This is a genomic window from Luteimonas mephitis DSM 12574, assembly GCF_000422305.1.
In the GTDB taxonomy this organism is placed as follows: Bacteria; Pseudomonadota; Gammaproteobacteria; order Xanthomonadales; family Xanthomonadaceae; genus Luteimonas; species Luteimonas mephitis.
This window is the reverse complement of sequence record NZ_KE383817.1, coordinates 77,137-98,606: the sequence shown is the minus strand read 5'-3', so window position 1 is coordinate 98,606 and position 21,470 is coordinate 77,137. Positions and strand designations below refer to the sequence as shown.

Genomic DNA, 21,470 nt, shown 5'->3' with positions numbered 1-21,470 from the left:
CTCCGTGTGGGGCGCGGTCGCGCCTGCTGGGGATGCGCACATGAAATGATGTTTTTGTTACACCACGATGACAGTGGCGCCGCAATCGTCATCGGCGATATCGAAGCCATGTGGGGACTTCAGCCGTTCCGCGGGATGGTGGGCGCACCGGGCGCGAATGCCCTTCGGCGCGAATGTCCCCCGGCGTCGGCCTCCGGCCGACGCCTCCTCCTTGAGTTCGCACCAAAGGGCATTCGCACCCGTCGTCCAGATCTGGACGGTGGTTCCAAAGGCGAAAAAGCAGGGAGCCTGGCTCTTTCCGGCAAGCTTGATGGGACAAGTCCTTCCCAAGCATCAAGCGAAGAAAAAAAAGCGGGCCCGAAGGCCCGCATCAAGGAGAGAGAAACCCGAATGGAGGTAAAACCCGGGTCGGGGGCGACCCGTCTGCTACGTCGTGCCGGAGGCGTCGCTCAGTACGCCATGTTCTGCGACCAGTACGCCTCGATCTGCGTCACCAGTTCATCGGGCAGCGGCACGTAGTCGAGCGCCTTGGCCTGTTCGTCGCCGCTGGCATAGACCCACTGGAAGAACTCCCTCGCGTTCTTCGCGCTGGCGGCGTTCTTCGGCTGCTTGTACATGAGGATGAAGTTGGTGGCGGTGATGGGCCAGGAGTTTTCGCCCGGCGCGTTGGTCATCACCAGGTGGAAGTCCTTCGCGCTGGCCCAGTCGGCGCTGGCGGCCGCGGCGGAGAAGGTCTCGTCGCGCGGTTGCACGAAGTTGCCGGCGGCATTCTTCAGGCGGGTGAAAGTCAGCTTGTTCTGCAGCGCGTACGACAGCTCGACATAGCCGATGCCGCCATCGATCTGCTTGACGTAGGCGGCCACGCCCTCGTTGCCCTTGCCGCCGATGCCGGTCGGCCATTTGACCGACGTGCCTTCTCCGACCGTTGACTGCCACGCCGGGCTCACCTTCGACAGGTAGTTGACGAAGTTGAACGTAGTGCCGGAACCGTCGGAGCGATGGACCACGGTGATCTTCTTGTCGGGCAGCTGCACGCCGCCGTTGAGCGCGACGATGGCCGGGTCGTTCCACTTCCTGACCTTGCCGAGGAAGATGTTGGCCAGGGTTTCGCCGTCGAGCTTCATCGCGCCCGATTCGATGCCCTTGACGTGCACCACCGGCACCACGCCGCCGATCACCGACGGAAACTGGGCGAGGCCGAATTTCTCCAGCTCCTCCGGCTTGAGCGGCGCGTCGGACGAACCGAAGTCCACGGTGCCGGCCTTGATCTGGGCGATGCCGCCGCCGGAGCCGATCGACTGGTAGTTGACCTGCTTGCCGGTGGCCTTGTTGTAATCCGAAGACCACTTGCTCATGACCGGATAGATGAACGAAGCGCCGGCGCCGGTGACGTCCGCGGCCTGCGCGTTGAAGGTGAAGGCGAGGGCCGCGCTGGCGACGGCGGCATGGAGGATGGAGGGTGTGCGCACGGATGACTCCTGGAGTGGATGCTGACGGGCCTTGCCCGCTCGCGATGCATTTCATATCTCCGACGTGACAGCGCCATGTCTTGCATGTGTCGGTTCGATGACGCCGGGTGTCGCGGGCGCTTCATTTCATCGGTGGGATCACCAATGAGCCCCTTTTCCGCCAGCCGGGAAAAGGAGCAAAAAAAAGGGGCGCGGCTGCCGCCGCGCCCCCGCAGGACGGGTGAGGGCGAACCCGTCGCCTTACCAGTAAAACTGGGCGCGCGCCTCGACGATGTCCGGGTCGTCGCTCAGGCCCTGGCGTTCGCTGTTGACCTTCACGTAGTTCAGCGCGAACTTGAAGTTGGAACGCCAGTACCAGTTCACGCCTGCGGTCCAGGTGTTCATCTTGCCGCCCTCGACCGCGCCGTCGTTGAGGTCGATGGTGTCGTAGCGCAGGCCCAGCTGCCACATGCCGCTGCCGGGTTCGCTGGGCAGCGGCGTTGAAGGCACGCCGCCCTTGTAGCCCCAGGTTTCGCCGGTGATGTTCCAGAGTCCCTGGATATAGCCCGCGGTACTGGTGTAGTCGCTGTTGGCCAGGCGCTTGATGTCGCTGGTGTAGTACTCGCCCTGCAGCTTGAACGGCCCGTTTATCCACATGGCCTCGAGGCTGGTGGTCGCGACGCGGTCGGTGTCGGTCATGTTGCCGGTGTCGACCAGGCGCACGCTGGCGAGGTCGGCATCCGGGCGTGCACGCAGGCGGAAGGTGTCGGCGTCGGTGTCGTAGTTTGCGTACGCCAGGCCGATGTGCACGATGTTGCCCTTCTCGTTGATCGGCGCCCAGGTGCCACGCAGGCCGTAACCGCTGCCATGGGCGAGGTTGCGGGTGAGTTCGCGGCCGAAGTAGCTGGCGTTGATGCTCCAGCTGTCGGTGCCGAAACCGTAGCCAACGCCGAGCCTGCGCCCGATCGCATAGGTGTTGGTGGCCACGGACTTGGAGATGAAGTCGTTGTTCTTGGTCGAGGACGACTCTTCCATGCTGTTGGGCTGCTTGAACTGGCCCACCTGCACGAAGTGGCTGCCGTTGCCGCCGAGCTTGTACTTGACGTTTGCGTCGAGGAACTTGTCGGCCTTGGCGTCGTAGCCGATGACCCATTCGTAGTTGCCCGGGCCCTTGCCCTTGAGGACGATCTCGGCGCGGCGCAGCTCGAACTCGCTGTCCTTGCCGTTGTTGCCGATGCCGTTGAGGTCGGCCAGGTCGTTGTTGAACCAGTTGCCGTCGGCCTGGATCAGCCCTTCGAGGCTGACATCGGAACCGGCGATCGAATCGATCGTGATTTCGGCGCGGGCGGCGGGTGCCGCGAGCGCGGCGAGCAAGGCGAGGCTGAGGGTGAGGCGGGGAAGGTTCATGGCGTGCCCTGGGGCGTGGAGAGGAGACGCCGCGCAGACTATGGCGTGAATATTTCGTTGGCGTGACAGGAAGAAGCCGGATGCGTCCGATCGCACCACGCCCCTGGCAGCGGCTGTCGTTGCCGGCGAGGGGGCGCAGCCGCCGCGAATCGCGAGACATGCGCATCGCCGGTCCGGGGCCGCGCACGGCTGCGTGGCGACGTCATGTTTCGCCCCGATGATCGGCGCATGACAGCGGCATCCTTTCAATCTTCGGGATCGCCGGCGGTCTTGTCGGGGAACCGGCACAGGTCGCGGATTACGCAGCGCGGGCAATCCGGCTTGCGTGCCTTGCAGGTGTAGCGGCCGTGCAGGATCAGCCAGTGGTGCGCATCATGCCGATACTCGGCGGGCACGACCCTGAGCAGCCGGTCCTCCACCGCGCGCACGTCCTTGCCGCGCGCCAGGCCGGTGCGGTTGGACACGCGGAAGATGTGGGTATCCACCGCGATGGTCGGTTCGCCGAACGCGGTGTTGAGCACCACGTTGGCGGTCTTGCGGCCGACCCCGGGCAGCGCTTCGAGCGCTTCGCGGGTGCGTGGGACTTCACCGCCATGCAGGTCCAGGAGCTGCCGCGACATCGCCACCACGTTCGCGGCCTTGGCGTTGTACAGGCCGATGGTGGAGATGTACGGCTTGAGCCCTTCGACGCCCAGCGCGACGAGCTGCGCAGGCGTATTGGCGACCGGGAACAGCCGTTGCGTGGCCTTGTTGACGCCCACGTCCGTGGCCTGCGCGGACAGGATCACCGCGACCAGCAGTTCGAACGATGTCGAGTAGGCCAGTTCGGTGGTCGGCTTCGGGTCGAGTTCCTTCAGCCGCGCGAACAGTTCGTGCACTTCGGCGGGGGACAGGTTGCGGCTGCGTCGCGCAGCCTTCGGTGCCGGACTCATGGCTTCTGCGCGGCCCTGGCCTTGGCGCGCGCCAGCGCCGCTGCCGCAGCCGGTGGTAGAGCGGGCTTGCGCGTGTCGGTCGTTGCCGCGGGCGCTCGCCGGGCGGCGCGCTCGGCGGCACGACGTTGCAGGCGCGCATCGCGGGCGCGATGGCGGTCGCGTGCCGCCCAGGCATCGCGCAGGCGCTGCTGCGCGTCGGCGACCAGCGCGTGCGCATCGGCGTGGGCGCCGCGTCGGGTGCATTCCGGGCAGGGGATGAAATCCATCAGCCCCGCTTCGATCGCCGCATCAACGTCACCCTCGCGCAGCAGGCCCGCGAGCTTCCCGGCCAGCGTGGCGCCGGTGTCGTTGCAGGCAGGGCAGGCGGTCACGTCGGGATTCCAGGGGCGCGCAGGTGGACGGTCATCGCGCCGTGCGTCAGTGGCCGCGGAATGCCGGCTTGCGGCGTTCGAGGAAGGCGCGCGTGCCTTCGCGCATGTCGTCGGTGGAGAACACCAGGCCGAACTGCGCGCTTTCGTATTCCAGTGCTTCCTCGAGGCTGCACTCGGCGCCGACGTTGACGCAGTCGAGGATGCCGCGCAGCGCCAGCGGCGCCGCGGCGGCCAGCTGCGCGGCCAGCGCCATGGTTTCGGCTTCCAGTTCGGCCGCCGGCACCACCCGGTTGACGATGCCAAGCTGCTGCGCGCGCGCGGCGTCGACCGGGGCGCCGGCCAGGCACAGCTCGAGCACCGCGGCGCGCCCGGCCAGGCGCAGCAGCCGCTGGGTGCCGCCGAAGCCGGGAATCAGGCCCAGGTTGATCTCCGGCTGCCCGACCTTGACGGAATCCGCGGCGATGCGCAGGTGGCAGCACATCGCCAGTTCCAGGCCGCCGCCCAGCGCGAAGCCGTTGATCATCGCGATCACCGGCTTGGGCATTTTCTCCACGCGCCGCATCATCCGCTGGCCGCGCAGCGAGAAATCGCGCGCCTGCACCGGCGTCAGCCCGGCCATTTCGGCGATGTCGGCGCCGGCGACGAAGGCTTTCGGGCCGGTGCCGGTCAGCACCACGGCGCGGACCGAATCGTCCGCGGCCGCGGCATCGAAGGCGGCGTGCAGCGCGTCCAGGGTGGCGGCGTTCAGCGCATTCAGCTTGTCCGGGCGGTGGACGGTGATCAGGCGGACCGCATCGTGGTCGGCGATCAGCAGGGGGGAGTCGGGCATGGGGCTGTCTCGTGAGCGAGCGCCGGCTTGCGGAACTTGCCGGGCCGGCGCGGGTCGGAAGGCGGTCGTCAGTGGCGGTTAAGCCCTGCGGCCGTTATCCTACCCCGTCCAAATGGGGCGGCTCGACCGCCCCAATTGCATGATGGCCCGCCCACATGCCGGACCCTTACGGACCACATCCTGGAGATCCACCGAATGAAGTTGCGTTTGCTCGCCGCCGCCCTCGCGGCTCTGACCCTGGTCGCCGGCTCTGCATCGGCCCAGGACACCTCGTCCGAGAAAGGCCAGTTGAGCTACGCGCTCGGTTATGACCTCGGCCGCAACCTGATCGAAAGCGGCGAAGCCGTCGACGTCAACACCGTGATCAAGGCCGTCCAGGACGGCTACGCCAAGAAGGAACCGACGGTTCCGGTCGAGCAACTGCGCACCGCGGTGCAGAACATGCAGAAGCGCCAGATGGCCAAGGCCAAGGCGGAATTCGACAAGGCATCGGCCGCCAACAAGGCCAAGAGCGACGCCTTCCTGGCGCAGAACAAGGCCAAGGCTGGCGTGAAGACGCTGCCCAGCGGCGTGCAGTACCGCGTCGTCACCAACGGCACCGGCGCCAAGCCCACCCAGGCCAGCGAAGTGCAGATCAACTACAAGGGCGCGCTGCCCACCGGCCAGACCTTCGTCGATACCTTCAGCCCGCCGCAGGGCCAGAAGCCCGGCCCGGTCAGCCTGAAGGTCAGCCAGGTGCCGCTGGTCGGCCTGCGCGAAGCGCTGCTGCAGATGCCCGCCGGCTCGCGCTGGGAAGTGGTGCTGCCGGCCGACCAGGCCTATGGCAACACGCCCGAATCGCCGATCGGCCCGAACCAGGCCGTGGTGTTCGACGTCCAGCTCGTCAGCGTCAAGTGACGCATCGGCGCGCGCTTCAGCGCGCCTTTGCCGATGGGCCACCTCCGCGCAGGCGGGGGCTACAATGAACGGGTACGCATCCTGGCCGGAACATCCGGTCACCTGATGTCACCGGGCTGCGTCGATCACCTCGACGCAGCCTTTTTCATGCGCGCACCTGCCGCGCATCGAGCAGAAGGAAGCAATGAACTCCGTATTCCGCGCCGTGCTCAGCCCGTGCACCGGCGTTTGCACGATGGCCGACGACGGCTACTGCCACGGCTGCCACCGCACGACCGCCGAAATCGCAGGCTGGATCCGGATGGACGATGACGAGCGCCTGCGGCTGATGGAAACCGTGCTGCCCGAACGGGAAGCACGGCGGGGCTGATTCGATGGTTTCCGGCTCCACCGCACCGATCACCCTGTCGCGCCTGCGCGAGGCGCTGTACCCGCTGGCGGCGCTGCCAACCGGCGACGCCTGGAACCACGGTGAACTGGACGACCTGCTGCTGCCGCAGGCGGCCGTCGCGGAGGCGGCGGTGCTGGTCCCGCTGGTGCCGCGGGCGCCCGGGCTGCGCGTGCTGCTGACCCGGCGCACCGACGCGCTGCGCCATCACCCCGGGCAGGTCAGCTTTCCCGGCGGCAAGGTCGAGGACGCCGACGCCGACGTGGTGGCCGCCGCCCTGCGCGAAGCCTCCGAAGAGGTCGGGCTTGCCCGGTCGCAGGCGCGGCCGCTGGGCTATCTCGATCCGCTGGCCACGATCACCGGCTTCCGCGTGCTGCCGGTGGTGGCGTGGATCGATCCGGCCTTCGTCGCCGTGCCCGACCCGTCGGAAGTGTCGGACGTGTTCGAAGTGCCGCTGGACTGGCTGATGGCGCCCGGCAACCTGCAGCACATCGCCATCGACTATCGTGGCCGCAATCGCAAGGTGCTCGAGTTCCTGCGCCCGCCGGCCGCGCCTTCGCAGCGCATCTGGGGCGCGACCGCCTCGATCCTGTTCAACCTGCGCGAAAGACTGGAGCGACTGCCATGACCACGCCGTGGACCACGCTGGTGGATGCCGGAACGCTGGCCGGCGCGCTTGATCGCGACGACCTGGTCGTGCTCGATTGCCGGTTCTCGCTGGCGGCCCCCGAGGCCGGCCCGGCCGCGTATGCCGCCTCGCACCTGCCCGGTGCGCTGTACGCGCACCTGGACCGCGACCTGTCCGACCATCGCAAGCGCGGCGGCGGCCGCCACCCGTGGCCCGACGCGGCGGATTTCGACGCGCGCCTGGGCGACTGGGGCATCACCCCCGACCACCAGGTAGTGGCGTACGACGACGGCGACGGCGCGCACGCGGCGCGGCTGTGGTTCCTGCTGCGCGCGCTGGGCCACCAACGCGCCGCCGTGCTCGACGGCGGCTGGGCGCGCTGGATGGCGCTCGGCCTGCCCACCCAGACCGGCGTGCGTGACGTCACCCGCGTTGCCCGCACCGAACGCTTCGATGGCAATCGCCTGCTCGACGCAACGCAGGTGCAGGCGCACCTGGCGCACGGCGGGATGCTGGTCGACGCGCGTGCGCGCGAACGTTTCCGCGGCGATGTCGAACCGATCGACCGCGTCGCCGGCCACGTGCCCGGCGCGGTCAACCGTCCCTATGCCGACAACCTCGCCGGCGGCCGCTTCAAGTCGCGCGAACAGCTGGCCGGGGAATTCCGCGAACTGCTCGGCCCGCACCGAGCCGACGACGTGGTGGTGATGTGCGGTTCGGGCGTCACTGCCTGCCACCACCTGCTGGCGATGGAGCACGCCGGACTGCCCGGCGCGAAGCTGTTCACCGGCTCGTGGAGCGGCTGGATCGAGGATCCGCAGCGCCCGGTCGCAACCGGCCCGTAGGAGCGCCCCACGGGCGCGATCGTTGTATTGCGCGATCGCCTTACCGGCAACGCCATCGCGCCCATGGCGCGCTCCCGCGGTGTCGCGGGTGCACCGCGGTCATTTGCCGAGCTTGGCGACCAGTGCCCGCAGTCCCGCCTGCGTATCTGGATCACTCCACGCATCGACGAAGCGGTCGAGCCGGATGTTCTCCGGCTGCATCGCTTCGACCACCTCGGCCCGGGCGATCGCGCGCGTCGCCAGCACCGGCTTGCGCGGCAGCTGCAGCAGCTGTTGCAGCCACGCCAGCGCGCGCGCCGGCACTTCGTCGATGCCGGCCAGTTCGTCCACCAGGCCCATCGCCAGCGCCCGCTCGGACTCGACCAGTTCGCCGGAAACCAGCAGGCGTTCGGCGCGGTGCGCGCCGACCACGCGGCGCATCAGGCGCTGGATGCCGTCCGGTGCGACCAGGCCCACCTGGGTCTCGTTGAGGCCGATGCGATACGGGCCCATCGCCATCACCCGGTAGTCGCAGCACAGCGCCAGCACGCAGCCGCCGGCCGGTGAATGGCCGTTGATGGCGGAGGCCACCGGGATCGGGCACGCGGCCAGTGCCCGCGCGGCATCGAAGAACCGCTCCCATGCCGCCTTCAGCGCGTCACGGTCGGGCAGGGTGAGCAGGAAGGGCACGTCGAGACCGGCCGAGAACACTTTCGGGCCGCCCGACAGCACGATTCCGCCGGCACCGTCGGCCACCGCCGCGCCGATCGCTTCGGCCAGCTGGTCGCAGAGCATCGGGTTGAGGGCGTTGACCGGCGCGCGGTCGAGTTGCAGTTCGCGGATGTCGCCGTGGTCGGTGCGCTTGATCAGTGTGGTCATGCCGGTCCTGTGCAGTGCGCGGCCGCTTCGGGCCGGCTGGAGGATGCCAGTGGGGAGGCGCTATCATAGGCGCATGCTCCTGCATCGCATCTTTGCCACGTTCGCATTTGCGGTTGCCTGCACGATGGTGGCCGTGTCGCCCGCGTCGGCCCGCGAATGCCAGCCGCAGGTACGCGACGGCTGGGTGCGGCTGGGGCCGGCCGGGATGCCGATGATGGCCGGCTTCGGCCGCATCGAGAACAGCTGCGCGAAGCCGATGACCATCACCGGCGCCAGCAGCCCTGCGTTCGAAAGCGCGCAGTTGCACGAGACGCGCCTCGTCGACGGCGTCAACCGCATGCGCCACCTGCCCGAGCTGCGCATCGCACCCGATGGCGTGGCCGTGCTCAAGCCAGGGGGCATGCACCTGATGCTGATGCAGCCGCACGCGCCGCTCAAGGCCGGCAGCAGGGTGGTGGTGTCGTTCCAGCTGGCGGGCGGCGGCGAGCTGCTTGGCGAGTTCGAGGTGCGCAGGCCCGACGCGCTGTAGACCGGCCGGCGCCGGCGGGCGTTGCACCGATGGAACACATTGCGCGGACACCCTGCCGCGCGCATTCCCTTTGAATCAGCCACTTGCCGCGTCGCGCTGCGCCGGCGGGCGGTTCCGCCGTGCGCGGATGTTTCATCGATGCAACGTTTTCAGCGCCGTTCCCGCCCGTTCCGGGCCAAGGCGCGGTCGTGCTGCCGATGACTTCGCGGAAAATGTTGTTCCTTCAATGGCTTGCAATGCACGTCTGCGGTTGGCATCGATCCTGCGATTGCGTTCGATGCGTCGCCGTCGATGCCCGGCTCGGGCATGGCGGCGCAAATCATCGAAGGAGAACAACAATGCGCATTCGCAAGAGCTTGATCGCAACGGCCGTGTTGCTCGCGCTTGGCTTCTCGGGACAGGCCTGGTCCCAGCAGAATGAGTCCGGACGCGGCGACAACAATTCCACCTACAACGAAGACAACAGTGGCAACAACCGCGACAACCTCGGTGTCGCCGTGGCCCTCGGGCTGGGCAACGCGGCCGCCGACAACAACAGCACGGCGACGACCAACGTGGCCGATTCGTTCAACTCCAGCTCGGCGGTGGCCACCACCAGCCTGGTCGGCGTGGTCAGCGGCAACTCCGTTTACGACATCGGCAACACTGCGCGCAACACCGGCGATGCCAATGGCGGTGACGGCGGCGACGGCGGCCTCGCGGTCGGCGGATTCGCGGCCGGCGGCGATGGCGACGGCGGCGACGGCGGCGACGGCGGCGGTGCCGGAGCACTCAGCGCGCGCGATGGCGATTCGGCCAGCACCGGCGTGGTCGGCGCGATCGGCCTGGCCGGCGCGTACGACGAGACCGATGCGCGGGCGCGTTCGCGCGAACGCGGTCCCGGCGGTTCCAGCGCCGATGCCGATGCCACCGGAAACGCCAGTGCGACAGCCGACGCTTCGGCGACTGGCGGCGACACCAGCAGCAGCAACGACGGCAGCAGCGGCGACGCGATGGCCGACGGCGGACGCGGTGGCAACGGCGGCAACGGCCGTGGCGGCGACGCCATGGCGGGCGACGGGACCGGCGGCCACGGCGGACGTGGTGGCGACGGCGGAGCGGCGTCGGCCAACGCCGGCAGGTTCGACATGTCCAATGCAATGAACGGCTCCGCGAACGCGGCGGCCGGGATCATGGTGGTTGCGCAGAACAGCGGCGCGTCGTCATTGATCCAGCAGGGCGTCACCGTGCAGGCCAACCTCAACGTGGGCGGCCCGTAGGCGACGTTCGGCGCGTCGCGGTGTTCCCCTGCGCCGCGGCGCGTCGTTGTCGTGCCCCGTGCGTACCGCCACCCCCTCGGCGGTACGCACGGTTTTCCTCCGGTGCCCGCATGGGCAGGAGAATGAAGATGCGCTCCCTGACTTCGAACCTGATCCCGACCCGCATTCCGGTATTCGTCCAGACGGTTTCGTTCCTGCTCGTCGCCGGCATCGCGCCGGGCCTGCAGGGCGTGGCATTCGCAGCCGGCCAGCAGGCGGCGGCTGCAACGGATTCCGCGCCGGCCGTGCAAGCGGCGCAGCCGGCGCCGACGATCGGACAGCCGCTTGATGCCGGCGCGCTCGATGCGCTGCGCGGCGGGCAGTCACTGGTCGTCACCGAAACCCGCAACGGCGGCGAGGTGAACGGCAACCATGCCGACAACGTCACCAGCGGCCTGAATTCCATCGACGGCGGCGCGTTCGCCAATGCCGCCGGCATCACCACGGTGATCCAGAACAGCGGATCCAACGTGCTGATCCAGAACGGCACCGCGGTGAACGTGCAGTTCGTGGACCCGATGCCGTGAACAAGGCCGCGCGCCGGTGCCGTGCCCTGGGCTGCGTGCTCGCGTTCGCCGCCTGCCTGCCCGCGCATGCCGGCTCGGTCAGCGTGCGGGTGCCGTACAGCGGCAGCTACGCGATCCAGCTGACCAGCCTCAAGGAGGCGCGCTTCAAGACCACCGTGCCGCAGCAGTACGACTTCAGCTGCGGCTCGGCGGCAACCGCGACGCTGCTGACCTACCAGTACGGCTATCCGGTCACCGAGGCCGAGGTGTTCCGGCAGATGTACGCCGACGGCGACCAGGCCAGGATTCGCAAGCAGGGTTTCTCGCTGCTGGACATGCGTCGCTACCTGCTGTCGAAGGGTTTCCAGGCGGACGGCTTCGATCTGCCGCTGGACAAGCTGTTCGAGGAGGGCTTGCCGGCGATCGTGCTGCTCAACGACCGCGGCTATCGCCACTTCGTTGTGGTCAAGGGGCTGCGCCGGAATCGTGTGCTGGTGGGCGATCCCGCGCGCGGTACGCGCGCGCTCACGCGCCGCGACTTCGAGCGGCTGTGGGACAACCGGGTGCTGTTCGTGGTCCATAACCGGCGCGACCTGGCGGCGTTCAACCAGTCGCGCGACTGGCGCACGGCGCCGCTGGCGCCGATGGAGGCCGGGATCGGCCGGCAGGGCCTGCAGTCCATCGTCATGTCCAGGCGCGGACCGGGGGATATCTGAGATGACACTGCAGATGAAATCGACGGCGCGGCGATTGATGCTGCTACTGCTGCTCGCGGCGACGGGAATCGGTTGGCCGGATCGCGCGCCCGCGCAGGCGCCGATGGAACCAGGCTGGATTCCGATCGAACCGGCAACGCTCGACGACCTGCGTGGCGGTTATCAACTGCCGTCCGGGCTGACGCTGTCGTTCGGCATCGAGCGCGTGGCCTGGATCAATGGCGAGCTGGTCTCCTACCTGCGCGTGGACGTTCCCGACATCGCCAACATCACCCCGGCGCAGGCGCAGGAGCTGTCGAAGATCGCGCGGACCCAGCTGGTGCAGGTGGGGCCCGGCAACGTGTTCAACGGTGTCGCCCATGGCGGCCTGGTCATCCAGAACACCCTCGACGGGCAGGACATCCGCGTGCAGACCACGCTCGATGTCAGCGTTGACACGCTTGGCCTGTTCCAGGCGCTGAACGTGGGCGATGCGCTGCGCAACGCGAGCCTCACCGCACCGGGAGCGCCCTGAGCGGCGCAGACGAATTGTTCGACATGTCTTGGCAACGGAAGGGATGACCATGGAGCGGAAGGCAGGGGAGATTGCGGTACTGCATACGCTGCTGGCCGCTGCGCTGTCGCTTGCGGTTGCAGGCGTGGCCCACGCGCAGTCGTCGCCACCCGACGCCGACCGCATCGGGCAGCTGGAGGCGAAGGTCGAGGCGCAGGACAGGCAGATCGAAAGCCTGCGCCGGGCGCTGGCCGAGCAGCAACGCTCTATCGATGCGATCGGCAGCCGGGACGGCGAAGTGCAGGCGCGGCAGCTCGACGCGCTGCGTGCGCGCGGTGGCTCCGCCGATGCATCGTCGCCGTTGGCGCCGGCGTTCGTGGCGGCCGGTGCGGCAGCGCCGGCCGCCACGGCAGCCGTGGCGGACACGTCCGTGGCGGGCGTGCCGGCGTCGAGCGCGCCCGCGGCAGGCCCCGTGCAGTCCGCGCGGATCGATGATGACGGGCGCATGCAGGTGGGCCGGCCGCCGGACCAGCTGTCGCGGCCGCCGGAGATCGCGCAGATCTTCGACCAGCCCGGCGTGCTCACGCCGCGCGGGAAGTTCATCCTCGAACCGTCGATGCAGTTCGGCTACTCGTCCAATGATCGCGTCGCGCTGGTCGGCTACACCATCATCCCGGCGATCCTGATCGGGCTGATCGACGTGCGCCAGGTCAAGACCAGCAGCATCACCGGGGCGCTTGCCGGCCGTTACGGCGTGAGCAACCGCCTCGAACTGGAACTCAAGGTGCCGTATTCCTGGGTCTACAGCGATACGGTCAGCCGCGAGATCTTCACCGGCACCGCGCAGGACAGCGTGTTCAACGCCGACGGCCACGGCATCGGCGACGTCGAGCTGACCGGCCGCTACCAGCTTGCCAATGCCGGTCCCGACCACCCGTACTACGTGCTTTGGCTGCGTTACAAGAGTCGCACCGGGACCGACCTGTTCGAGGTCACCACCGACTGCGTGACCCGCTGCGTGGCCAATGCGACCGGCACCGGCCTGCCGCTGGAGCTTCCCACCGGCAGCGGCTTCGCGGCGATCCAGCCGGGAGTGACGTGGCTGTACGCCTCCGATCCGGTGGTGTTCTTCGGCAGCTTCAGCTACCTGCACAACTTCAAGCGCAAGGACGTTTCGCGCACGGTGCTCACCGGCGCGCCCGAAGGCTTTCCGCAGACCACGACCGAGTTCATCGGCGAGGTATCGGCGGGGGACATCCTGGGGTTCAACGTCGGCGTCGGCCTGGCGCTCAATGAGCGGGCCGCGATCAGCATCGGCTACGACCAGAGCCTGGTCGGCAAGACCGAGCAGAACGACGAAGACACCCCGGGAGCGGTGCGGGTGATCCTCGGCACGCTCGTGCTCGGCGGCTCGTACCGGTTCAGCGATCGCACCAGCCTGAACGTGGCGCTGGGAGTCGGCGTGACCCGCGACACGCCGGACGTGTCGCTGAACGTGCGCGTCCCGATCACCTTCTGAGCGAACAGCCGCGGGCGTCGTTCGCCACTTGCCTGAATGCCGTCATCTTGGTGAACGGTTCCCTGCGCGCCGTGTCCGCCGCCTTCATGCGTCGACGTTGCCTGACATGGACGACATTTGCGGGTGCCTGAGGGGGCGGGTGCATGGAGCGAGGGGTGCATGCGAACCAGGCAGGAAACGCGCGACCTGATCGTGATGTCGGTGGCCGGCACGGAACTGGCGGGCGAGCTCGATGGATTGGCGCAACAGGGCTGGCGGCTGTGGAAGGCTGAAGGCGTCGACGACATCCTCGGGCTGCTCAAGGCCCGGCCACGGACCTGTTTCGCCGCATTGCTGGACCTGCGTGGCGCCGATCCGCGCCAGGCCGAATCCACGCACCTGGACCACCTCGTCCCGGTGCTGACCGCCACGCGCATCGGCTGGGTCGCCGGCGTCGTCCAGAAGCAACTGGAACAACCCTGGCTGCGCCAGCTGATCCATCATTACTGCCACGACTACGTCACCTTGCCGTGCGCCAGTACGTTGCTGGGCGTGGTGCTCGGGCACGCGCACGGCATGGCGGTGCTGTCGTCCGGCGATGGGCAGGACCAAGCCGACGGCCCGGACGACGCCATGATCGGCGAGAGCCCGGCGATGCGCAGCATGCGACAGATGTTGCAGAAGGCCGCGGCGACCGAAGCGCCGGTGTACATCGCAGGTGAAACCGGTACCGGCAAGGAACTCGCGGCGCTGGCCATCCATCGCCGGTCCGCGCGGCGCGAACGGCCGTTCGTGGTGATCAACTGCGGCGCGATCCCGCAAAGCCTGCTGCAGTCCGAACTGTTCGGCTACGAGCGCGGCGCGTTCACCGGTGCGACCCAGCGCAAGCTCGGCCGGATCGAGGTGGCGCACACCGGGACGCTGTTCCTGGACGAGATCGGCGACCTGCCGATGGACTCGCAGGCCTCGCTGCTGCGCTTCCTGCAGCAGGGCAGCATCGAACGCCTCGGTGGCCACGAGGAGATCCACGTCGATGTCCGCATCCTCTCCGCGACCCACGTCGACCTCGCGGCGGCGGTGGCCGAAGGTCGCTTCCGCGAGGATCTCTACCATCGCCTGCGGGTGATCGAACTGCGGCAGCCGCCCTTGCGCGAGCGTGGAGGCGACATCGCACTGATCGCCGCCCACGCGCTGTCGCACCACGCCCGCGAAGCCACGCGCAGGATCCGCGGCTTTTCGCCGTGCGCGCGGCAGGCGATGCAGCGCTATGCCTGGCCGGGCAACGTGCGCGAACTTTTCAATCGGGTGCGCCAGGCGGTGGTCATGGCCGACGGACCGTGCATCACTGCCCAGGACCTGCGCCTCGAGGCGTCGGACCTCTGTGCCCCGGAGACGCTGGACGCCGCCCGCTGCGAGGGCGAGCGCGCGGCGATCGAACGCGCGCTGCAGCGCAACGGCCACCGGCTGGCCGTGACCGCCCGCGAACTCGGGATCTCGCGCGTGACGCTGTACCGGCTGATGGCTCGGCACGGGCTGCGCGACCGCGAGGTGGCCGTCGGTGCAATCCGTCGTTCCTGATGCGATGGCTTGCCCGTTCCCTGATCCGGCAAAGGGCAAAGGGCGTGCGACATCGGCGACTGCGGCGTGTGGTTCCCGCGCCGGCGCGGCCTCCAACAGGCGGACGCCGGTATGCATGAGCGTCGGCGTGCTGGATGGTCCGTGGCTCTCCGCCCGCGCCGCGACGGCGATCCGGAGCGGGATTGTCCAGATGCTTGCGGGGCTTCCTGCCAGGAGGCCAGGGCCGGTCCTCAGCCGGCGGCGGCCTCTCCGCCCGCGGTACGGCGCACCGCATCCGGCAGTGGCGTCGGCCGTCCGCTCGCGCGTTCCACCCAGACCATGACCACGTGTCCGTCGGCGTACAGCGTCGCGCCGTCTGCGCTGGCGATGGCGTGGCCGATGGTCACGCTGCTGTTGCCCACGCGGTCGGCGAACAGTTCGACGATGACTTCGGCCGGGTAGGGGATCGGCACCCGGTAGTTCATCTGCACCGCGGCCAGCAGCGGCGCCATCGCGTCGGTCACCCATTGTTCGCCGAGCGACTCGAACCAGCGGATCCGGGCCTCTTCGAGGTAGGTCATGAAGTTCGAGTTGTTGACGTGGTTGAACGCGTCCAGGTCGCGCCAGCGCAGCGCGATCGGCATCCGGAACAGCGCCGTGCGATTGTCCAGGCTCATGCGGCGGACTTCCTGCGGGTCGCGGTCTTCTTCGCCGTCTTTGCGACCTTGCCTCCGTCCTTGCTCTTGCCCGCAACCGCGGGCTTGTCCATGCCCAGCGACTTGGCGAGGAACTGGCCGGTGTACGACTGCGGCATCCGGGCAAGCTCCTCCGGCGTGCCCTGCGCGATGATCATGCCGCCGCGGTGGCCGCCCTCCGGGCCGAGGTCGACCACCCAGTCGGCGGTCTTGATCACGTCGAGGTTGTGCTCGATCACCACGATCGTGTTGCCGTCGTCGCGCAGCTTGTGCAGCACCGCGAGCAGGTGTTCGATGTCGTGGAAGTGCAGGCCGGTGGTCGGTTCGTCGAGGATGTACAGGGTGCGCCCGGTGTCGCGGCGCGACAGCTCCTTGGACAGCTTGACGCGCTGCGCCTCGCCGCCCGACAGCGTGGTCGCCGGCTGGCCGAGCTTGATGTACGTCAGGCCCACGTCGAGCAGCGTCTCGAGCTTGCGCGCGATGTTCGGCACGGGTTCGAACAGTTTCAGCGCGTCCTCGACCGTCATCTCCAGCACGTCGTGGATGCTGTGGCCCTTGTAGAGGATCTCCAGCGTCTCGCGGTTGTAGCGCTTGCCGCCGCAGACATCGCAGGGCACGTACACGTCGGGCAGGAAGTGCATCTCGACCTTGATCAGCCCGTCGCCCTGGCAGGCCTCGCAGCGGCCGCCGCGCACGTTGAACGAGAAGCGCCCTGGCGAATAGCCGCGCGCGCGGGCCTCGGGCACCTGCGCGAACAGTTCGCGCAGCGGCGTGAACAGGCCGGTGTAGGTCGCCGGGTTGCTGCGCGGCGTGCGTCCGATCGGCGACTGGTTGATTTCCACCACCTTGTCGAACAGGTCCAGCCCCTGGATGCTCCGATGGGGCGCAGGCTTGTGCGAGGCGCCGTTGATCTCGTTGGCGGCCAGCGCGTACAGGGTGTCGTTGATCAGCGTCGACTTACCCGAGCCGGACACGCCGGTGACCGCGGTGAACAGCCCCGACGAAATCGCCAGGTCGACGTCCTTGAGGTTGTTGCCCGACGCACCCAGCAGTTTGAGCTGCATCTTCGGGTTGGGCTTGTGGCGCTGTTTCGGCACCTCGATCCGGCGCTTGCCGCTGAGGTACTGGCCGGTCAGCGAGCGCGGCGCCTTGAGCACGTCGGCGTAGCTGCCCTCGGCCACGACTTCGCCGCCGTGCACGCCTGCGCCGGGGCCGATGTCGACGATGTGGTCGGCCAGCCGGATCGCGTCTTCGTCGTGCTCGACCACGATCACCGTGTTGCCCAGGTCGCGTAGCCGGGTGAGGGTGCCGAGCAGGCGTTCGTTGTCTCGCTGGTGCAGGCCGATCGACGGCTCGTCGAGCACGTACATCACGCCCACCAGTCCGGCGCCGATCTGCGAGGCCAGCCGGATGCGCTGCGCCTCGCCGCCGGACAGGGTGTCGGCCTTGCGCTCGAGGGTGAGGTAATCGAGGCCGACGTCGACCAGGAAGGTCAGCCGTTCGCGGATCTCCTTGACGATCTTGGTCGCGATTTCGCCGCGCCAACCCGGAAGCTGCATCTGGCCGAAGAACGCCAGCGCCTCGTCGATCGGCAGCACCACCAGGTCCGGCAGCGGCCGGTCGGCGACGAACACGTTTCGCGCAGAGGCATTCAGGCGTGCGCCGCCGCAGTCGGGGCATGGGCGCTCGCTGATGTACTTCGAGAGCTCCTCGCGCACCGCCGCCGACTCGGTCTCGCGATAGCGGCGCTCCAGGTTCGGCACGATGCCCTCGAACCTGTGCTTGCGCTGGGTGCGGCCGCCGGCATCGGTGATGTAACTGAACGTGATCATGTCCTTGCCGCTGCCGAACAGCACCGCCTGGCGCGACTCCTCGGCCAGTTCGTTCCATGGCATGTCGACGTCGAAGCCGAAGTGCTTGGCCAGCGACTGGATCAGCTGGAAGTAATAGGCGTTGCGCCGGTCCCAGCCGCGCACCGCGCCCGCGGCGAGCGAGAGCTCCGGGTGCACCACCACGCGCGCCGGGTCGAAGAACTGCGACACGCCGAGGCCGTCGCAGCCGGGGCAGGCGCCGACCGGCGAGTTGAACGAGAACAGCCGCGGTTCCAGTTCCGGCAGGGCGTAGTCGCAGACCGGGCAGCTGTACTTCGAGGAGAACAGCAGCGGCACCGCGCCTTCGTCGTCGATCGCCTGCACGGTCGCCATGCCGTCGCCGAGCTTGAGCGCGGTCTCGAACGATTCGGCCAGGCGCTGCTTGATGTCGTCGCGCACCTTGAAGCGGTCGATCACAGCTTCGATGGTGTGCTTGACCCGCAGCGCCAGCGGCGGCACCGCGTCGATCTCGTGCAGCACGCCGTCGACGCGGACGCGGACGAAGCCCTGCGCGCGCAGCTGTTCGAACACCTGCGCATGCTCGCCCTTGCGCTCGCGGATCACCGGCGCCAGCAGCATCCAGCGCTGGTCCGCGGTCTTTTCATCGTTGCCGAGCGCCAGCACCTGGTCGACCATCTGGCTGACCGTCTGCGCCTCCAGCGGGTAGCCGTGGTCCGGGCAGCGCGGCAGGCCCACGCGTGCGTAGAGCAGGCGCAGGTAGTCGTAGATCTCGGTGATGGTGCCGACGGTGGAGCGCGGGTTGTGCGAGGTCGATTTCTGCTCGATCGAGATCGCCGGCGACAGCCCCTCGATGTGGTCGACGTCCGGCTTCTCCATCACGCTCAGGAACTGCCGCGCGTAGGCCGACAGCGACTCGACGTAGCGGCGCTGGCCCTCGGCGTAGATCGTGTCGAACGCCAGTGACGACTTGCCTGAGCCGGACAGGCCGGTGATCACGATCAGCTTGTCGCGCGGCAGATCGAGGTCGATGTTCTTGAGGTTGTGGGTACGGGCTCCGCGGATGCGGATGGTGTCCATCGCCATCGGGTGTGGGGACCTTGGAAGCGGGGAGGGTGCCGGTCGCCGGAATCGCGAGCGAACAGGGAAGCGTAACGAGCCCCCGATTTGGGGGCAAATGGCCGGAAATGCCAGCCTGCCGCGAAAGCGTCGCAGCCGCTGCGATGGGAGCGTTCATGCCGCCGACATCCAGGAGCAGCGGAAGTCGCGAGGCTCTTTGCAGATACCCGGAAGGCAAAGGCCAAGGCCGGTAAGTGGCGTCGGTCCGCGGATGGGACGCCGGGAGCTGCTCTTCCCTCGATCAGGGCATCCTGCCCTGACTCGGGCGCGCGCCATCCATGGCGCGCTTGCCGCAGCTCCCGGCGCCCCATCCGCCCTGCGGCGGGCGCCGGCTTGTCTGAATCCCGGGCCCTGAGCGATATCAGAGCGGCCGGGTGGGGCGGGTCTCGCGTCAAGCCGGTCATGGACGGCCGGCGCCCTCGTCGGGACAGGGTCTCCTGCCGAGGGAAGAGCGGGGCCCACCCGCCCGGCCGCGACCCGACACCCGGCCAGGGCTGCGTTCTGCGCGGTTGGGAACCCGCGGGCCTCTACCGTGGTGACGGGCAATGCTGCAGTTGGCCCCAGGGGGCAGTTGACCCTAACCCGCTGAAACCCCTACAATTCTGCTTCTGTTCGCCCTCGATGGCGCGCAGACGAAGAATAACTACAGAAGATCCACGAAATCAGGAAACGCAAACATGTACGCAGTTGTGGTCACGGGCGGTAAGCAATACCGCGTGATGAAGGGCGAGACGCTTCGCGTCGAGCTGCTCGGCGAGCACGAAGCCGGCAAGGAAATCACGTTCGACAACGTGCTCATGCTCGGCGATGGCGATGGCATCAAGGTCGGCGACGCGCTCAAGGGCGCCAGCGTGACCGCGAAGGTCGTCGGCCACGGCCGCGCCGACAAGATCCGCATCGTCAAGTTCCGCCGCCGCAAGCACCATCGCAAGCAGATGGGCCACCGGCAGCATTACACCGAAATCGAGATCACCGGCATCGCCGGTGGCAGCAAGTAAGGAGAAGCAGCCATGGCACATAAAAAGGGCGTAGGTTCCTCGCGCAACGGCCGCGACTCCAACCCGAAATACCTCGGCGTGAAGATCTATGGTGGCCAGGCGATCGAGGCCGGCAACATCATCGTCCGCCAGCGCGGCACCCAGTTCCACCCGGGCATGGGCGTCGGCCTCGGCCGCGACCACACCCTGTTCGCGCTCGTCGACGGCAAGGTCGAGTTCGCGGTCAAGGGCCCGAAGAAGCGTCGCACGGTCAGCGTCGTCACCGCCTGATCGCGGCGCGCTGATCCGCGAGGAGCCCCGCTTCGGCGGGGCTTTTCGTTTCTGCCGGTAGTTGGGCGGCCTGCGTCGCCATCCCGGCGAATGTGGGCGCCCCCTGCCGCGAGTGCCCGCTGCAGGATCACGGTCCAGCGCGAAACCGCCGGGCTCCCGCTTTCGCGGGAATGACGGCAAGCGCTTAAGCTTCTCCCGATTCCCGATTCCCGATTCCCGATTCCCGGTCCCGCCCATGAAACTCGTCGATGAAGCCGAAATCACCGTCACTGCCGGCAACGGCGGCAACGGCTGCGTGGGATTCCGGCGCGAGAAGTTCATCCCGCTGGGCGGCCCGGACGGCGGCGACGGCGGCGACGGCGGCAGCGTCTGGCTCGAGGCCTCGGAAAACCTCAACACGCTGGTCGACTTCCGCCACCAGCGGCAGTTCCGTGCCCAGCGTGGCGAGAACGGCATGGGCCAGCAGCGTTACGGCAAGGGTGGCGAAGACACCACCATCGTCGTGCCGGTCGGCACCGAGGTCATCAACGTCGGCACCGACGAGGTGATCGGCGACATGACCCGCCACGGCGACCGACTGCTGGTCGCCAAGGGCGGCAAGGGCGGCCTTGGCAACATGCATTTCAAGAGCTCGACCAACCGTTCGCCGCGTCAGGCGCTGCCGGGTTTGCCGGGCGAGGAGCGGGTGCTGCGGCTGGAGCTGAAGCTGCTGGCTGACGTCGGCCTGCTGGGCTTCCCCAACGCCGGGAAGAGCACGTTCATCCGCGCGGTTTCGGCGGCGACGCCGAAGGTCGCCGATTACCCCTTCACCACGCTGTACCCGAACCTGGGCGTGGTCAGCGTCGAGCCGGGGCGCAGCTTCGTGATCGCCGATATCCCCGGGCTGATCGAGGGCGCGGCCGACGGCGCCGGCCTGGGGAGCCTGTTCCTGCGCCACGTGCAGCGCACGCGTCTGCTGCTGCACCTGGTCGACATCGCGCCGATGGAGACGGGCGTGGATGCCGAGCCCGCCGAGCAGGTGCGCGCGATCGAGCGCGAATTGCGCAAGTACGATCCGGCGATGCTGGAGAAGCCGCGCTGGCTGATCCTCAACAAGGCCGACCTGATGTTCGAGGACGAGGCGCGGGCACGGGCCGAGGAGATCGTTGCGGGCCTTGGCTGGAAGGATCCGTGGTTCCTGGTGTCGGCCATCGGCCGCGAGGGCACCTGGCCGATCATGCTGGAAGTGCAGGCGTTCTTTGACCGCCTGCGCGCCGACGCGCTGGAGGCGGAAGCCCTGGATGCACCCGTCGACGGGCTCTGACGCGATGCAGCCCGGCGCGGCGCGGTTGGCCATGCCCGAAGCGGTGGCAATGCCCG

21 protein-coding genes and 1 pseudogene are annotated in these 21,470 nt (G+C 68.4%); 14 read left to right on the top strand and 8 right to left on the bottom strand.

Annotated features, from left to right (window positions below; genetic code table 11):
• Positions 1 to 45: 45 nt before the first annotated feature.
• Positions 46 to 519: a hypothetical protein gene (locus tag H570_RS19000; protein ID WP_156899998.1), complete on the top strand. Its 474-nt coding sequence runs from the start codon at positions 46 to 48 to the stop codon at positions 517 to 519.
• On the opposite strand, the gene pstS is transcribed toward H570_RS19000, so the two are convergent.
• The 5 genes from pstS to H570_RS0114135 all read right to left on the bottom strand — a co-directional run bounded on the left by pstS (position 450) and on the right by H570_RS0114135 (position 4,987).
• Positions 450 to 1,469: a phosphate ABC transporter substrate-binding protein PstS gene (gene pstS, locus H570_RS0114155; RefSeq protein ID WP_156899997.1), complete on the bottom strand. Its 1,020-nt coding sequence runs from the start codon at positions 1,467 to 1,469 to the stop codon at positions 450 to 452. The genes H570_RS19000 and pstS overlap by 70 nt on opposite strands.
• A gap of 240 nt (positions 1,470 to 1,709) precedes the next feature.
• The gene (locus tag H570_RS0114150; RefSeq protein ID WP_027081316.1) at positions 1,710 to 2,855 is read right to left on the bottom strand and encodes an OprO/OprP family phosphate-selective porin; all 1,146 of its coding nucleotides are present in this window, start codon (positions 2,853 to 2,855) and stop codon (positions 1,710 to 1,712) included.
• Positions 2,856 to 3,100: 245 nt separating this feature from the next.
• Positions 3,101 to 3,787, bottom strand: a complete 687-nt coding sequence (gene nth, locus H570_RS0114145) for an endonuclease III (RefSeq protein ID WP_027081315.1) — start codon at positions 3,785 to 3,787, stop codon at positions 3,101 to 3,103.
• On the bottom strand, positions 3,784 to 4,158 hold the full coding sequence (locus H570_RS0114140) for a hypothetical protein (RefSeq protein ID WP_417472974.1): 375 nt from the start codon (positions 4,156 to 4,158) through the stop codon (positions 3,784 to 3,786). Before H570_RS0114140 ends, nth begins: the two co-directional genes overlap by 4 nt.
• A gap of 46 nt (positions 4,159 to 4,204) precedes the next feature.
• Positions 4,205 to 4,987 (bottom strand): enoyl-CoA hydratase/isomerase family protein, encoded by a 783-nt coding sequence (locus H570_RS0114135; RefSeq protein ID WP_027081313.1) that lies wholly within the window; start codon positions 4,985 to 4,987, stop codon positions 4,205 to 4,207.
• 195 nt (positions 4,988 to 5,182) lie between these two features.
• Between H570_RS0114135 and H570_RS0114130 the strand changes: the two genes are divergently transcribed.
• From H570_RS0114130 to H570_RS0114115, 3 genes and pseudogenes are all read left to right on the top strand, one after another.
• A complete protein-coding gene (locus H570_RS0114130) occupies positions 5,183 to 5,884 on the top strand; it encodes an FKBP-type peptidyl-prolyl cis-trans isomerase N-terminal domain-containing protein (protein WP_027081312.1) in 702 nt (233 codons plus the stop codon).
• A gap of 184 nt (positions 5,885 to 6,068) precedes the next feature.
• A pseudogene (locus H570_RS17705) lies at positions 6,069 to 6,900 on the top strand (NUDIX hydrolase).
• Positions 6,897 to 7,745, top strand: coding sequence for a sulfurtransferase (locus H570_RS0114115; protein ID WP_027081309.1), 849 nt, complete (start codon positions 6,897 to 6,899; stop codon positions 7,743 to 7,745). Before H570_RS17705 ends, H570_RS0114115 begins: the two are co-directional and overlap by 4 nt.
• Positions 7,746 to 7,844: 99 nt before the next feature.
• Here H570_RS0114115 and H570_RS0114110 read toward each other — a convergent pair whose 3' ends face one another.
• The gene (locus H570_RS0114110) at positions 7,845 to 8,603 is read right to left on the bottom strand and encodes an enoyl-CoA hydratase/isomerase family protein (RefSeq protein ID WP_027081308.1); all 759 of its coding nucleotides are present in this window, start codon (positions 8,601 to 8,603) and stop codon (positions 7,845 to 7,847) included.
• Positions 8,604 to 8,676: 73 nt separating this feature from the next.
• Here H570_RS0114110 and H570_RS0114105 point away from each other — a divergent pair, with 73 nt between their 5' ends.
• From H570_RS0114105 to H570_RS0114075, 7 genes are all read left to right on the top strand, one after another.
• A complete protein-coding gene (locus tag H570_RS0114105; RefSeq protein WP_245559622.1) occupies positions 8,677 to 9,132 on the top strand; it encodes a copper chaperone PCu(A)C in 456 nt (151 codons plus the stop codon).
• Positions 9,133 to 9,470: 338 nt separating this feature from the next.
• Positions 9,471 to 10,391: a hypothetical protein gene (locus H570_RS0114100; RefSeq protein ID WP_027081306.1), complete on the top strand. Its 921-nt coding sequence runs from the start codon at positions 9,471 to 9,473 to the stop codon at positions 10,389 to 10,391.
• 128 nt (positions 10,392 to 10,519) lie between these two features.
• Entirely contained in the window at positions 10,520 to 10,957 is a 438-nt protein-coding gene (locus tag H570_RS0114095) for a hypothetical protein (protein ID WP_156899996.1), read from the top strand.
• Positions 10,954 to 11,652, top strand: coding sequence for a C39 family peptidase (locus H570_RS0114090; protein ID WP_245559621.1), 699 nt, complete (start codon positions 10,954 to 10,956; stop codon positions 11,650 to 11,652). Before H570_RS0114095 ends, H570_RS0114090 begins: the two co-directional genes overlap by 4 nt.
• A gap of 1 nt (position 11,653) precedes the next feature.
• Complete coding sequence (locus tag H570_RS17700; protein ID WP_051176439.1) at positions 11,654 to 12,166, top strand: hypothetical protein; 513 nt, start codon at positions 11,654 to 11,656, stop codon at positions 12,164 to 12,166.
• 49 nt (positions 12,167 to 12,215) lie between these two features.
• The gene (locus H570_RS0114080; protein ID WP_036136528.1) at positions 12,216 to 13,664 is read left to right on the top strand and encodes a hypothetical protein; all 1,449 of its coding nucleotides are present in this window, start codon (positions 12,216 to 12,218) and stop codon (positions 13,662 to 13,664) included.
• Between the two features lie 159 nt (positions 13,665 to 13,823).
• Positions 13,824 to 15,221, top strand: a complete 1,398-nt coding sequence (locus H570_RS0114075) for a sigma-54 dependent transcriptional regulator (protein WP_036136435.1) — start codon at positions 13,824 to 13,826, stop codon at positions 15,219 to 15,221.
• Between the two features lie 230 nt (positions 15,222 to 15,451).
• Here H570_RS0114075 and H570_RS0114070 read toward each other — a convergent pair whose 3' ends face one another.
• Together H570_RS0114070 and uvrA are read right to left on the bottom strand one after the other, a co-directional pair.
• Positions 15,452 to 15,877 (bottom strand): acyl-CoA thioesterase, encoded by a 426-nt coding sequence (locus H570_RS0114070; protein WP_027081301.1) that lies wholly within the window; start codon positions 15,875 to 15,877, stop codon positions 15,452 to 15,454.
• The gene (gene uvrA, locus H570_RS0114065) at positions 15,874 to 18,810 is read right to left on the bottom strand and encodes an excinuclease ABC subunit UvrA (protein ID WP_027081300.1); all 2,937 of its coding nucleotides are present in this window, start codon (positions 18,808 to 18,810) and stop codon (positions 15,874 to 15,876) included. The genes H570_RS0114070 and uvrA overlap by 4 nt, the downstream gene beginning before the upstream one ends.
• Positions 18,811 to 19,520: 710 nt before the next feature.
• On the opposite strand from uvrA, the gene rplU reads away from it, so the two are divergent.
• The 3 genes from rplU to obgE all read left to right on the top strand — a co-directional run bounded on the left by rplU (position 19,521) and on the right by obgE (position 21,414).
• On the top strand, positions 19,521 to 19,841 hold the full coding sequence (gene rplU / locus H570_RS0114060; protein WP_027081299.1) for a 50S ribosomal protein L21: 321 nt from the start codon (positions 19,521 to 19,523) through the stop codon (positions 19,839 to 19,841).
• 12 nt (positions 19,842 to 19,853) lie between these two features.
• On the top strand, positions 19,854 to 20,111 hold the full coding sequence (gene rpmA, locus H570_RS0114055) for a 50S ribosomal protein L27 (RefSeq protein WP_027081298.1): 258 nt from the start codon (positions 19,854 to 19,856) through the stop codon (positions 20,109 to 20,111).
• 235 nt (positions 20,112 to 20,346) lie between these two features.
• Complete coding sequence (gene obgE / locus H570_RS0114050; RefSeq protein ID WP_027081297.1) at positions 20,347 to 21,414, top strand: GTPase ObgE; 1,068 nt, start codon at positions 20,347 to 20,349, stop codon at positions 21,412 to 21,414.
• Positions 21,415 to 21,470: the final 56 nt, after the last annotated feature.

Excerpts from the sequence above, each read along its gene's own strand:
- nth (WP_027081315.1), bottom strand. The coding sequence starts at position 3,787 with ATGAGTCCGGCACCGAAGGCTGCGCGACGCAGCCGCAACCTGTCCCCC.
- H570_RS0114135 (WP_027081313.1), bottom strand. The coding sequence starts at position 4,987 with ATGCCCGACTCCCCCCTGCTGATCGCCGACCACGATGCGGTCCGCCTG.
- H570_RS0114075 (WP_036136435.1), top strand. The coding sequence starts at position 13,824 with ATGCGAACCAGGCAGGAAACGCGCGACCTGATCGTGATGTCGGTGGCC.
- H570_RS17700 (WP_051176439.1), top strand. The coding sequence starts at position 11,654 with ATGACACTGCAGATGAAATCGACGGCGCGGCGATTGATGCTGCTACTG.
- H570_RS0114105 (WP_245559622.1), top strand. The coding sequence starts at position 8,677 with ATGCTCCTGCATCGCATCTTTGCCACGTTCGCATTTGCGGTTGCCTGC.
- obgE (WP_027081297.1), top strand. The coding sequence starts at position 20,347 with ATGAAACTCGTCGATGAAGCCGAAATCACCGTCACTGCCGGCAACGGC.
- rpmA (WP_027081298.1), top strand. The coding sequence starts at position 19,854 with ATGGCACATAAAAAGGGCGTAGGTTCCTCGCGCAACGGCCGCGACTCC.
- H570_RS0114080 (WP_036136528.1), top strand. The coding sequence starts at position 12,216 with ATGGAGCGGAAGGCAGGGGAGATTGCGGTACTGCATACGCTGCTGGCC.
- H570_RS0114100 (WP_027081306.1), top strand. The coding sequence starts at position 9,471 with ATGCGCATTCGCAAGAGCTTGATCGCAACGGCCGTGTTGCTCGCGCTT.
- H570_RS19000 (WP_156899998.1), top strand. The coding sequence starts at position 46 with ATGATGTTTTTGTTACACCACGATGACAGTGGCGCCGCAATCGTCATC.
- rplU (WP_027081299.1), top strand. The coding sequence starts at position 19,521 with ATGTACGCAGTTGTGGTCACGGGCGGTAAGCAATACCGCGTGATGAAG.
- uvrA (WP_027081300.1), bottom strand. The coding sequence starts at position 18,810 with ATGGCGATGGACACCATCCGCATCCGCGGAGCCCGTACCCACAACCTC.
- H570_RS0114150 (WP_027081316.1), bottom strand. The coding sequence starts at position 2,855 with ATGAACCTTCCCCGCCTCACCCTCAGCCTCGCCTTGCTCGCCGCGCTC.
- H570_RS0114115 (WP_027081309.1), top strand. The coding sequence starts at position 6,897 with ATGACCACGCCGTGGACCACGCTGGTGGATGCCGGAACGCTGGCCGGC.
- H570_RS0114095 (WP_156899996.1), top strand. The coding sequence starts at position 10,520 with ATGCGCTCCCTGACTTCGAACCTGATCCCGACCCGCATTCCGGTATTC.
- H570_RS0114130 (WP_027081312.1), top strand. The coding sequence starts at position 5,183 with ATGAAGTTGCGTTTGCTCGCCGCCGCCCTCGCGGCTCTGACCCTGGTC.
- H570_RS0114070 (WP_027081301.1), bottom strand. The coding sequence starts at position 15,877 with ATGAGCCTGGACAATCGCACGGCGCTGTTCCGGATGCCGATCGCGCTG.
- H570_RS0114110 (WP_027081308.1), bottom strand. The coding sequence starts at position 8,603 with ATGACCACACTGATCAAGCGCACCGACCACGGCGACATCCGCGAACTG.